This window comes from Pasteurella canis (assembly GCF_900454865.1).
GTDB classification, from domain to species: Bacteria; Pseudomonadota; Gammaproteobacteria; order Enterobacterales; family Pasteurellaceae; genus Pasteurella; species Pasteurella canis.
The window spans coordinates 839,433-851,250 of sequence record NZ_UGTV01000015.1; the positions used below are offsets into that span (position 1 = coordinate 839,433).

Here is an 11,818-nt window from a genome sequence, read left to right on the forward strand (position 1 = left end):
ACAATAAACCGCCACACTGGTGGTTTTTCTTTACCCTCAATTCATTAGCCAATCAAATTCCCCCATTTTCGATTCACTAATCTATTTGTGCTTTGTTTTTGATGCACTAATCCCCTCTCTTTTCTGTGATATAGCTCACAAACTCAGCAATTAATCAAAAAAATTTAAAAATATTTTTCTTTAGAAATCAACTTTTTACTAAATAAATCTCAAAATTTAACTAAATTTTACTAAATAAACACTTTACTAAATATTTAGTGTTTGCTAAATTATATCCAACAAAACGAGATACACATCTCGCTGCTCTTTAAAAATCTACACATCACAAGTTAATCAAATATAGCCTTATTGATTAAGTAGTCTGTGATTGCGACACAATTTGGTTAAGTGGAATTGAGTTACTTGATTATGACTCCCACGTGCTAGCGACATAAATCAAGACTTATTTAAAAGCGCATTCAAACAAGTAAGTGTGCTTTCAAATGAGAGAGAAAGGAGCAAACGATATGAAAGTATCAAAAATGCTAAAACAAGCGAAACGTCTTAGAGAAAGACAAAAGCAATTATGCAGTAAAAAGACATCTAACCGCATTAATGCGGCTTTGATTGATGTTCCAGTTAAGGCTAAGAAATTAGATATTGCGAATTATAACTGCAATAGAGGGCAATTAGGCGTTAATACAGTAAGAGCTGTACAGAAACGTAGATTGGGTTGTAGAGAGTTGGTTTAACTAGGGGTAAGAAATGGAAGATGTAATGAGTAAGCTTTTAGCACTAGCGACCCTTGCAAAGCAACAAGGGAAGATAGCTAATTTTGTGATTATTGATGAGCAAAGTGAGCTCAATCAAACAAATAAATTGAACCATCTCGAAAAAGCAGTAAAAGACCAAATTTTCCAAACGGTTCTAGATAGCGCAAGCCGAAGCACAGGCTTCTTGCCAGAAGATCTTGCTACCTCACTCATTGAAGCATATAAGAAAATCAATCTGTCTTAAGTCCACGTTTTTTTGCTTCCTCATAAATCTCTTCTGCAATATCAAATAACTCTTTGAGGCGTTTTTTTCTAAGGGCGCTATTTTTTATTGTTAAATAATGCTCAGAAGAGGCTGATTGAAAAGCTAAAGATAAAGCATCTTTAAAACAAAAATGTTCCATAATTAATATCCTTATTTTGTGTTGTGGTATTTAAAAATATACAGCTAGCACAAAATAAAATCAATTCCTTATGTGTTGTGGTGACAAGTAAGGGCGAGTTTTGTGGTTCTCGTTAAAAAACCGCATTGACAGTTACCGCTCTTTCGGATTAAGATAACAGCACTACAAGCCGTTTTGAACGGCTTTTTTTGTGTCTAAAATTTGAGGTGGGTTATGGTTGCTGAAACACATTACACAATAGATAAAAATATGAAACTACTAATCGAAATTGATAATAGCGAGCCATTGCAGCTATCAGTTTTTTGTCAAAGTATGGAAGGTATTGCCGCAGAATATCGCCAATTTATACAAGACAACAAAATTGATATTGAACCCTGTGAACAGCATATCTATGTAGAAAAAATCACACAAGGCTGCTTCCTTATTGAGCTTGCAGCACTAGTATCAAGCACATATTCACTTATTGAGCAAGCAAATGCAATTCTTGAATTTGGAGGGCACTTGAAAAATATTTTAGATTGGGCAATGAATAGAGGCGAAAAGCCTGAACGCCTTACTGCGAATATGTTGAAAAATGCCAATAACATTTTAGAGCCTATCGCAATCGATCCTAAAGCACAATTCAATTTACAAGTTTCTAATAATCAAGGCGATGTACATATACATCTACACGCAGACAATGCACTTGCAGGATTGGCACAAAACAATATTAACCGAGAATTAAAACTACTCAAAGAGCGAGAAGAAAACACTTTACAAAACACGACACTATACTGGTCATCCACCGCAGATGCTCAAAGCAAAGCACACGATAGAGCTATTATTCCTGCAGTATCACAAAAGCCTGTACGAGTAAAATTTGAAGACAAGACACTCAAAGAAAAAATGATATTAAATGAAGAATACCCGTACCATAAAATTTTCTTAGTTGATGTTTTAGTTGAATATATTGATGAAGAGCCTGTTATCTACAAAATATTAAAGTTAAACAACTCAATGAATAAAATCTAAATTGACAACCACCGCTCTTTCGGATTAAGATAACCGCACTATCAAATCCTAGTCGGTTACGACACTCCGAATTAAAAGTGGTTTTTTTATGCCTAAATTTTAGGTATTGCCAAGTTATGACGGGGCGAGAGAGCCGAATACAATACCCTCGTGGAAATAAGCTCCGCCGACTAGGATCGGTAGTTGAACCCTGTCACCTACTAAGTGGCAATAACTAAAATCCTAGGAGCATAACATGTCAACTCAAATTCAATTCCAATCATTCTGTTTTAAATCTTCCCAAGTTCGTGTTGTTATTGATCCAAATCAGGAATACTGGTTCTGCGGTAAAGATGTATGCGATATTCTCGGCTATACAAATGACAGTAAAGCATTAAAAGATCATTGCAAAGAAAATGGGGTAACGAAACGTTACCTCATCGACTCAATGCAAAGAAAGCAAGAAGCGGTCTTCATCAACGAACCGAATTTATACCGCCTGATCATCAAATCACGCAAACCAGAAGCCGAACCATTTGAAACGTGGGTATTTGAAGAGGTCCTACCCCAAATCAGAAAAACAGGGAAATATGAAGTCCAGTCACAACAACTTGCCTTACCTGAACCTGATTTAAACCTCACAGCCATTCAAAACAGCGAAGAAACGCTCGCTTTAATTATCCAGTTGTATAGCTACTGTTTCCAAGCACACGAAATGCAGGAGAAGTTACAGAATACAAATATTGCCAAATTAATGGAAAGCCAAATTGGCGGACAGTATCTCTACAACTTCAAACATCCTTTAGAACAAGTTATGGCAAAAGCGAAGAAATACGTTCACTCTAACACGGAACGCCTAACACTCGTTAAAGCCGTAAACAACCTGCTCAATTAAAACTCACTGAAAACTGACCGCACTTTATCGTGTGGCAGTTTTCTGCACCCAAAATTCAGCAAAAAGGACAGATTATGTACAAAATCCTACTTATTGGCGTGCTTTTATGGGCAGGCTTTGAACTAGAGTTATACAACGATTGCGACGGATATCAATGTCACCAGACTTCAACCTTAATAATGAAAGGAAAATAATATGAATATTTATCAGAAACTAGCACAAGCACGAGTGAAATTACAGGAAAAAGGACTAAAGAAAACTGGAAAAAATCGCTCTTTTAATTACTTTGAATTAAAAGACTTCCTCCCTTCTGTTAATGAGATCTTTGCACAATTAAATATGTGTTCAGTTATATCTTATACGAGTGAGTTAGCTACATTGACTATTTATGACGGAGAAAAAGATGAAAAGATAATCTTCACGTCACCAATGGTTGAAAAAGCGCTACCAAGCGGAACTGATATTCAAAATCTTGGTGCAATTCAGACTTATCAGAGACGTTATCTCTATTTAACCGCTCTTGAAATAGCTGAAAACGACATGGTTGATTTGCTGGATACAGGAGGAGAACAACCCGCCCCTCCAAAGAGCGCGTCGCAAAGCAACTCAAAGCCACCAATCCAGCAGAATACGAGTTCTGGTCAAACTAAAAAGCCTTTTGATGAAATGGTTAAGGAGAGATTAAACCAATGCAACTCAAAAGAAGAATTGACTAGTCTTTACGATCCGTTAGTCAAATGGGTTGGAGAAAAACATCCAGACAAGGTAGATGAATTTAACATCATCTACAACGACAAAGTATTAAGTTTTATATAAGGAGTAAGTAATGGCTGGGGTTAATCGTGTAATTATTTTAGGGAATTTGGGAAATGATCCTGAAATTCGCACAATGCCAAACGGCGACCTTGTGGCAAAAATCAGCGTGGCCACAAGTGAAAGCTGGATCGACAAAAACACGAACGAGCGCAAAACACAGACAGAATGGCATTCTATCGTGTTCTATCGCAGACAAGCAGAAATTTGCGGGCAGTATTTAAAGAAAGGCTCGAAAGTTTATGTAGAAGGCAAGCTCAAAACCCGTAAATGGCAAGACCAAAACGGGCAAGAGCGCTACACCACAGAGATTCAAGGCGACGTATTACAGATGTTAGACAGTCGCCAAGATTCACAAGCACAAGCTAACGCACCAGCACCACAAAACAATGCTTATGCGAATGCGAAAGCTGGAAAGCCAGTGCAGCAGGTTGATAATTTTGAAGAAGATAGTATACCGTTTTGAATTCCATATAATTTAAAACACAGAACAACAGCCACTTTAACGAGTGGCTTTTTATTAGGAAAATGAAATGACAAAAGAAATAATAGAAAGATTAGGTAAAATTGAAGAAATTTTATCGGTTATTGTTCAGAATAAAAATATCAGATTTGCTTATATTAATGAAAACTCAAATGAGCTTTGGAATGGACACGATATTTGCCACTTCATGCAAATATCACTATCTGATTTTATAACAAAAATAGCTTCCACAGCTGATTTTCCTATCCCTGTCATCAAAGAAAATAACTGTCTCAGTTCAAAATGGCGTTCTGGCACTATTATTGAATGGATAAAAAAACAGGAGAATTTAAGAGAGTAACTTGGTAGAATATGCAAATTTAATCTTACTCAAAGGACATTATTAATGGACGCTGTTCAGCTTGCAAAAGAACTAAAAGTAATTGTAGTTAAAAATCAAACAGATGAATATTTAACTAAATTATTTGATAATACTATATCTAAATTAGAAGATTTATCTGCAATCAACTCGTCCATTATCAGGACATATGAAAATAAAGAAATAACTCCTATCCTAAATAGTATAAAAAATGGAATAAGTTCTAACGAAGAAGAAATTAATTTAGAAAATCATCTTAGTGAGTTTATTGAACTATATTCTATAGTTGAGAGGTTACACGCTGCCTTTGTGGAAAATTCACCATTAGTTAAAGAATTAGTAGAAAAGTTGGATAATTCATTTAACGAAAAAATAGCAGAGTTCGATGCGGCATTTAACAAGAAAGATACTGATTTTTCCAGTAAATTAACATCTATTCAAACAGCTCTCGGTAATGCACAAACGAATGCTAGTTCAATTGAAACAATGTATAGAAATGCCTCAACTTCAAGTAGCGCTATTGCAAATATGGAATCTGAATATAACACAGAAAAAACTAATTATATAGAACAAAAAAATATGTATGATGACTTGATTTCATCTATAAAGTCAAAAGAAAAAGAAATTGAGAATTTAAAAACTGAAATAGATGAAATTAAAGATAAAAAATCAACTGAATTAAATAATTTGCAGAATGAGCTAGAAGCTGAAAAAGAAAAAATAAAAGATATTTTAGGATTAGCCAATATGGCAAGTATGGCTAAATCATTCTTAGATAGAAAAAAAGAACTAGATGCTCCAATAGAATCTTCGGCAAATTGGAGAAACTGTGGATTAATAATTTTATTTGCAGGAATTAGTGGTCTCTTATATTTTGAATTTTATATTGGGTTTGATTATGTACGATTTGTATCTCGTTTACCATTATCCCTACCACTTATTTGGCTAATCTGGACGAATACTCAACGCAATAATCATTTAGTCAGAGTACAAGAAGAATACGCCTATAAAGCAGCCGTTGCTACAGCATTTGAAGGCTATCAACGCAAAGTTGATGAACTAGAAGAGCGAGATTTGAAAAAACTTTTATTAGAGCTATCTGTTAGAAATATGGGAGATAACCCTGTTCGCTTATTCGATAAAAATGTTAAAAATTCTCCTTTTGAATTTTTATTTGAAAAATTATCCCCTGAAAAAAATAAAAAAGAAGATAAATAAACTAAACCCATGCTTATCGCAGGGTTTCCTATTGACAAAAACCGCAAATAACGGATAAGATAACCGCACTACTAAATCGAGCGGCTATCCGCACCCGACAGAAATGCGGTTTTTTTGTACCTGAATTTTAGGTATTGCCAGTTATGGCGGGTCGAGAGAGCCTAATACAATACCCTTGTGGAAATAAGCTCCGCCGACTCGATTCGGTAGTTGAAGCCCGCCACCTACTAAATGGCGATACTACTAAAAATCGAGGTACAAAAATATGTCAAATATCAATTCCTTTAGAAGTCTATCCATCGACACGATAGACGAAATCAACAAACTTACTGAACAAGCCAAATCACTTATCCAAATTGTTTTGAATGATGGAAACGATCTCTCGTGTGGATTTGCATCATCTCAACAAGTTATTACTGGTACGCTCTGGGCAGCTTTAGATCTCGTCTCTCAAATTGACCACCACATTTCTAATGCTAAATAATAGGAATTTTTATATGAACAAACTAATCGTATTAAATAATGAAACTTTAACAATAAGTAGTCGTGAGATTGCTGAATTGCTAGATTTTAAACTTGAAAAAATTTTATTAAAAACTGAATTATTTGAACAACTTCAAACAGGAAAATTATCTTTAAGCAGTGCTTCTCATTTGGCGTTTTGTTTGAATAAAGAGATACAAAACAACATAACTCATATTTATGACACAGCTCTCACATTAGGTGCACATGGACACCTCTCAAAAAGTAGAGAGGTGTCTACCTCAATCTGTTTATTAAAACAAATTACAGCCTCTGCTGAAATATGGTTTTCTCATTACCCTACATTATCTCGAGCATTTAATGTTTTAGGAAAGATATTGTTTGAGGTTGATTGTGGATTAATAATGATGACCTCTCCTATACCAAGAAGAAAACAAAACAATATTAGCTATCAGCATAGTGTAGTTTTAAATTAAGGGAGAAGAAAAATGAAAATTCAAAAATTCTTTTATAACAATATTAGTGTCTCATTCAATGAACAACATTATTTGAATGCAACTGAAATAGCTAAGCATTTTAATAAACTCGTAAAGGATTATTTAAAAACTACACAAACTCAAGATTACCTGAATGCACTTGCTCAAAATTTAAGCGTTAGGAATATTCTCCTAACGGCAAATGATCTTGTAATCGTCAAACAAGGCGGTATTGAACAAGGTACTTGGTTACATCCAAAATTAGCTGTCAATTTTGCCCGTTGGTTAAGTGCGGATTTTGCTGTTTGGTGTGATTTAAAAATAGATGCCCTAATGAAGGGAGAGGATACTCCCCAATCAGTAGATCCAATGCAAATGCTCAATGACCCACGAACTTTACGTGGATTGCTAGACAATTATACTGAAAAAGTTCTGGTATTAGAGCATAAAGTCGAAGAAATGAAACCGACTGTGGCAGCTTTCGATCGCATAGCTACTAAAGCAGAGGGATCAATGTGTATTACTGATTCTGCTAAACACTTAGGTATCAAACCAAAATTTCTGTTTGATTTCCTATCATCACAAAAGTGGATCTATAAACGAGCTGGCAACTCTAACTGGATTGCTTATCAAGATAAACTACAACAACTATTACTTGAACATAAAATCCATGTAGCCATGCGTGATGATGGCACAGAAAAAGTTTGTGAGCGTGTATTAATAACAGCAAAAGGGCTGACAAAACTCGCAAAAATATTTGAATTACAGCAAGCAGCATAAGAAACCCAACCGCACTTTTGTGCGGTTTTTTATTGCTTAACAGATTAAAAAGAAAGGATTAAAAATGAAAAAATTTGACTTAGAAAAAGCGTTGGCTGGAGAGCCTATATTAACAAGAGACCACCAAAAAGGGTATGTAAAATTTACAATAGAAGAAAATTCTAAAATTAAAAAACTTGTTGGAATTGTTCACAATGGCTGTCTTACCGAAGTGGAGGAATGGCTTCCGTCAGGTGATGTATTATCAGATGACATAACTCCAAACGATATCATAGGAATGTGGGAAGAACCACCACCAACCGTTACACTTACTTTGCCTTGTCCGCTTAAAGAGTTAGAAGAAGGTCAGAAGTTTTGGCGTATCACAATGAATTCAGATCCATTAGGTATAGCTTGGGCGAAGGTAGATGTTGGTATGAGTGTTTTTGATAAGGAAAATGTTTATCATTTAGCACTATTAGAGGCTGGTCTAGCATTTAAAAGCGAAGAAGACGCTCAAGCTTGGTTTGATGCTATGAGAGACGCACGGAGATAAGTCAAGAAGTATGATTTTAACAAATCATTGTATTAAGCCGTCTAGCACGGCTTTTTTATTTAAGGAGGATTTATGGAAATTAATATCTACAATGATTTCCTTTCTGTCCAAGAAATAGAATTTCTTACAGGAAGAAAACAGAAATCACTGATTATTGAGCAATTAAACATAATGGGGATTCCATTTAAACAAAATGCAAATGGCTACCCCATTGTTCGTCGCGACTATAACGAAACTAAAAGTAAAAAGCAAAGAGTTGCATCTATATCATGCAATCATGAATCTGACTGGTATCCAAATGTATTGAAAATATAAGGAGAGCATATGGGCAGACCAAGAAAAAAAGAAAATCAAGGGTTGCCACAAAATCTAATTTGCCGCTCAAGAAAAAGAGTTAGCGGTAAAGTGGTTGACTATTACTATTATGTTTTGGCAGATGGAAAAGAAAAATCATTAGGATTAGACAAAAATCTAGCGATTCTTGAAGCTGCAAAACTAAACTGTAATAGAACTATTTCAATAGAAACAGTGAGTTTTATCCAGATGGCCCAAAAATATCTTGCTGAAGTAGTGCCCAACAAAGCTCAACAGACACAATATGCAGATAAGAGCGCAATAAAATACTTATCTCTATTTTTTGGTGACCCGCCAGTAGAATTAAACAAGATTCAACCAAAACATATAAAAATGTATTTAGACTGGCGTAAATCCGTTCCAGCAAAAGCGAATAAGGAAATTGGTACATTTAATCACATTTGGAACATTGCTAGAGAATTTGGATACACCTCTTTACCTAGTCCTACTCTTGGAATTAAAAAGTTCAAAATGTCTGCAAGAGATGTTTATGTTGAAGATCATATCTATAAAATTTTTTACGATCTAGCGAATCAAGATATGAAAGACTTAATGGATATTGCATATTTAACTGGTCAAAGACCTGTTGATATCGTTGGTATGACCGTACATCAAATACATGATGGCATATTACATATTAATCAGAAAAAAACAAAAAAACGATTACGTTTCAAAATGACAGGTCAATTAGCGACTATCATTGAACGCAGAATCAAAAACACTTCACAAGTATTCTTATTTCAAAATAAGCGGAAGCAAAAACTTTCTCGTCAAACATTAACAAATTGGTTTAGTGATTTAAGAGAACTAGCATTGGCTCAGTATCCGAGCTTAGAAAGTGAAATAAAAGAAGTCCAGTTTAGAGATCTACGAGCTAAAAGTGCGACAGATATATTCTTGTTACAAGATACAGAGACAGCGAAAATACAGCTAGGTCATACAGACCAAAAAACAACAAAACGTTACATCAGAAAAGACAAAATTATATTGCCGTTAAACTGTTAGTTTTGGAACACTTTCCCGTATTTCGGAACGTAACTTTTTAAAATAAACTGCAAGCAATTGATTTATAAGGTTAAAAAAGAAGGCTTTTCAGTTTAACTGTTATCGTCAATAACAAATTCAAACCAATCTATCACATCTTTTTCATGAATTCCTTGTCTTATCAAAATCTGTGCTTTTTGGACAGAATTAGGATCACCTGAGAGTAATGGATGCCAATCAAATAAGGGTTTATTTTCATTTAATAATCGATAGGCACAAGTTTTAGGAAGCCAATGAAAATCAGGGAGGTTTTTTTTAGTTAATTTTGTGCAATCTGGCTCGTGTTTGAAACGTTCTGGATAATTCATACATTTACCTGTCTCTAAATCTAATAGATTACAAGCAATGCGAGTGTAATATAATTTTTTACGCTTACCTCGACCTTCGATAAACTTACGATAACAGCATTTACCACAACCATCACAGAGTAATTCCCACTCTATTTCAGTCATTTCAAGTAATGTTTTATGTTTCCAAAATTCAGGTTCAATTGGTCTATCAATTGACATCGTCTAATTTACTCAATAAGCCACAAAAAGTAAGTGCGGTATTCTACCGCACTTATTTTCTAGATCAATGACTTTCAATCAAGCAAATGTTAACTTACTCTTTTTGCTTTAAAAAGCACATAAAGTTCCCAAAATACAATTAGTATTGACAAAATTAAGTACAACATAGAACTAAAAGTCAGGTTTTTAACTGACCAATAATAATGAATCGCACCCAAAAGTAATGCGTAGTAGCCTAATTTATGTAAATAAAACCACCACTTTCCCATTTTATTCTTAAGGTAAGATAACGAACTTACTGACATGAGAGTCAAGATCAAGAAAGAAAAGCCGCCAACAATTAAATAACCACGGCTAATTAATTCTTGTAAAAATAAATGAACATCATTACCCAGTTCTAAAGAAAAATAAGCATAAATATGCAAAATGACATAAAACCATGCCCATAATCCTAAAGTGCGGCGCAATACTTGCAGTTGAGGCTGCTTTAGCAAACGGAATACAATACCTAACACAAAAAGCAGCAATAAAATAGTCATCGCAGTAAAACCTAAGAAATGTTGCATTTCTTTAACAGGATCAGCGCCTAATTGTGATTCATTCCCTGTAAATAAAATAATATGTAACCAAATAAAAGGAATCGCACAAGATAAATGAATCACAATTCTGAGTAATTTAAGCATTAAAAATTCTTCCTTAAATCAAGATCTTTATACAAATGAGCAACTTGCTCTTCATAACCATTAAACATCAATGTAGGTTGACGCTTCACATTAAATAATCCACCTGAGCCAATCACACGCTCACTTGCTTGTGACCAGCGAGGATGATCAACATTTGGATTCACATTAGCATAAAAGCCATATTCTTGTGGCGCTGCATGATTCCATGTTGTTCTTGGCTGTTTGGAAGTAAGTGTAATTTTGACAATAGATTTAATATTTTTAAATCCATATTTCCATGGCACGACTAAACGAATAGGTGCACCATTTTGCGGCGCTAATGTTTTTCCATAAAGCCCTACTGATAATAAAGTAAGCGGATTCATAGCTTCTTCTATTGTTAAACCTTCTACATAAGGATAAATTAACCCTCCACCGAAAAAGCTATTTTTTTGTCCTGGCATAGTTTCAGGATCATATAAAGTCTTAAACTCAACATATTTCGCATTACTGGTTGGTTGTACTAAAGCAAGCAATTTATTTAGCTCAAAACCAATCCATGGAATGACCATTGACCAAGCCTCAACACAACGGAAACGATAAATACGCTCTTCCAAAGGCAATTGACGCATTAGTTGATGTACATCAAACGTCATTGGCTTTTCAACCTCACCTTCGATACGTAAGGTCCAAGGCTCTGTCTTCATCGCTGAAGCATATTTTGCTGGAGATTCTTTTGGCACACCAAATTCATAAAAATTGTTATATCCCATCACTTTATTTTCTGGCGTTAATGCCAAAGATTGTAGGTTATCATCTTTTGTAAATGCTAGAGTTTTGCGTAAATCCTCTTCAGCAGCAGAAGCCATATTCGGTAATAATGAAGCAGCTCCCATTATCCCCATTGCTTGAATAATTTTTCTACGTTGAAAAAAAATGTGTTCAGGGGTTACATCATTTTCAGTAAATTTTAGCATTATATGTCTCCAATAAATAATATAAAAGAATAGTTTTCATTTGTATTTGCATTTAAAGTTAGATTGTATTCATTTAGACGAAAA

The 11,818-nt window shown here is 34.6% G+C and carries 18 protein-coding genes; 14 read left to right on the plus strand and 4 right to left on the minus strand.

All coding sequences use genetic code 11. The annotated features are described in order from the left end of the window. Nucleotides 1-506: 506 nt before the first annotated feature. Nucleotides 507-731, plus strand: a complete 225-nt coding sequence (locus tag DYE19_RS04530; RefSeq protein ID WP_115322771.1) for a hypothetical protein — start codon at nucleotides 507-509, stop codon at nucleotides 729-731. Between the two features lie 13 nt (nucleotides 732-744). Beyond that, nucleotides 745-996, plus strand: coding sequence for a hypothetical protein (locus tag DYE19_RS04535; protein ID WP_115322772.1), 252 nt, complete (start codon nucleotides 745-747; stop codon nucleotides 994-996). Here the strand turns inward: DYE19_RS04535 and DYE19_RS11255 are convergent. After that, complete coding sequence (locus DYE19_RS11255) at nucleotides 983-1,156, minus strand: hypothetical protein (RefSeq protein WP_167409471.1); 174 nt, start codon at nucleotides 1,154-1,156, stop codon at nucleotides 983-985. The genes DYE19_RS04535 and DYE19_RS11255 overlap by 14 nt on opposite strands. 213 nt (nucleotides 1,157-1,369) lie before the next feature. Between DYE19_RS11255 and DYE19_RS04540 the strand changes: the two genes are divergently transcribed. The 12 genes from DYE19_RS04540 (at nucleotide 1,370) to DYE19_RS04600 (ending at nucleotide 9,547) form a co-directional block, all read left to right on the plus strand. Further along, nucleotides 1,370-2,167, plus strand: coding sequence for a hypothetical protein (locus DYE19_RS04540; RefSeq protein WP_099821951.1), 798 nt, complete (start codon nucleotides 1,370-1,372; stop codon nucleotides 2,165-2,167). 235 nt (nucleotides 2,168-2,402) lie between these two features. After that, nucleotides 2,403-3,041 (plus strand): BRO-N domain-containing protein, encoded by a 639-nt coding sequence (locus tag DYE19_RS04545; RefSeq protein WP_115322773.1) that lies wholly within the window; start codon nucleotides 2,403-2,405, stop codon nucleotides 3,039-3,041. 195 nt (nucleotides 3,042-3,236) lie between these two features. After that, on the plus strand, nucleotides 3,237-3,857 hold the full coding sequence (locus DYE19_RS04550) for an ERF family protein (protein WP_115322774.1): 621 nt from the start codon (nucleotides 3,237-3,239) through the stop codon (nucleotides 3,855-3,857). Between the two features lie 10 nt (nucleotides 3,858-3,867). Then, a complete protein-coding gene (ssb, locus tag DYE19_RS04555; protein WP_115322775.1) occupies nucleotides 3,868-4,320 on the plus strand; it encodes a single-stranded DNA-binding protein in 453 nt (150 codons plus the stop codon). Nucleotides 4,321-4,387: 67 nt separating this feature from the next. After that, on the plus strand, nucleotides 4,388-4,678 hold the full coding sequence (locus DYE19_RS04560) for a hypothetical protein (protein WP_115322776.1): 291 nt from the start codon (nucleotides 4,388-4,390) through the stop codon (nucleotides 4,676-4,678). Nucleotides 4,679-4,723: 45 nt separating this feature from the next. Beyond that, nucleotides 4,724-5,914 (plus strand): coiled-coil domain-containing protein, encoded by a 1,191-nt coding sequence (locus DYE19_RS04565; RefSeq protein ID WP_115322777.1) that lies wholly within the window; start codon nucleotides 4,724-4,726, stop codon nucleotides 5,912-5,914. Nucleotides 5,915-6,179: 265 nt separating this feature from the next. Next, nucleotides 6,180-6,398: a hypothetical protein gene (locus tag DYE19_RS04570; RefSeq protein ID WP_046338488.1), complete on the plus strand. Its 219-nt coding sequence runs from the start codon at nucleotides 6,180-6,182 to the stop codon at nucleotides 6,396-6,398. Nucleotides 6,399-6,411: 13 nt separating this feature from the next. After that, nucleotides 6,412-6,873, plus strand: a complete 462-nt coding sequence (locus DYE19_RS04575) for a hypothetical protein (RefSeq protein WP_115322778.1) — start codon at nucleotides 6,412-6,414, stop codon at nucleotides 6,871-6,873. A gap of 12 nt (nucleotides 6,874-6,885) precedes the next feature. After that, a complete protein-coding gene (locus DYE19_RS11340) occupies nucleotides 6,886-7,653 on the plus strand; it encodes a phage antirepressor KilAC domain-containing protein (RefSeq protein ID WP_218017980.1) in 768 nt (255 codons plus the stop codon). A gap of 64 nt (nucleotides 7,654-7,717) precedes the next feature. Then, nucleotides 7,718-8,188, plus strand: coding sequence for an HP1-YO09 family phage-derived protein (locus tag DYE19_RS04590; RefSeq protein ID WP_115322779.1), 471 nt, complete (start codon nucleotides 7,718-7,720; stop codon nucleotides 8,186-8,188). A gap of 72 nt (nucleotides 8,189-8,260) precedes the next feature. Continuing rightward, nucleotides 8,261-8,503, plus strand: a complete 243-nt coding sequence (locus DYE19_RS04595) for a DUF4224 domain-containing protein (protein WP_224743393.1) — start codon at nucleotides 8,261-8,263, stop codon at nucleotides 8,501-8,503. Nucleotides 8,504-8,512: 9 nt separating this feature from the next. Then, nucleotides 8,513-9,547 (plus strand): tyrosine-type recombinase/integrase, encoded by a 1,035-nt coding sequence (locus tag DYE19_RS04600; protein ID WP_115322780.1) that lies wholly within the window; start codon nucleotides 8,513-8,515, stop codon nucleotides 9,545-9,547. Nucleotides 9,548-9,639: 92 nt separating this feature from the next. Here DYE19_RS04600 and DYE19_RS04605 read toward each other — a convergent pair whose 3' ends face one another. From DYE19_RS04605 to msrP, 3 genes are all read right to left on the minus strand, one after another. Further along, complete coding sequence (locus tag DYE19_RS04605) at nucleotides 9,640-10,095, minus strand: YcgN family cysteine cluster protein (RefSeq protein WP_115322781.1); 456 nt, start codon at nucleotides 10,093-10,095, stop codon at nucleotides 9,640-9,642. Between the two features lie 89 nt (nucleotides 10,096-10,184). Continuing rightward, complete coding sequence (msrQ, locus tag DYE19_RS04610) at nucleotides 10,185-10,778, minus strand: protein-methionine-sulfoxide reductase heme-binding subunit MsrQ (protein WP_115322782.1); 594 nt, start codon at nucleotides 10,776-10,778, stop codon at nucleotides 10,185-10,187. Beyond that, the gene (gene msrP / locus DYE19_RS04615) at nucleotides 10,778-11,734 is read right to left on the minus strand and encodes a protein-methionine-sulfoxide reductase catalytic subunit MsrP (RefSeq protein ID WP_115322783.1); all 957 of its coding nucleotides are present in this window, start codon (nucleotides 11,732-11,734) and stop codon (nucleotides 10,778-10,780) included. Before msrP ends, msrQ begins: the two co-directional genes overlap by 1 nt. Between the last annotated feature and the right edge of the window lie 84 nt (nucleotides 11,735-11,818).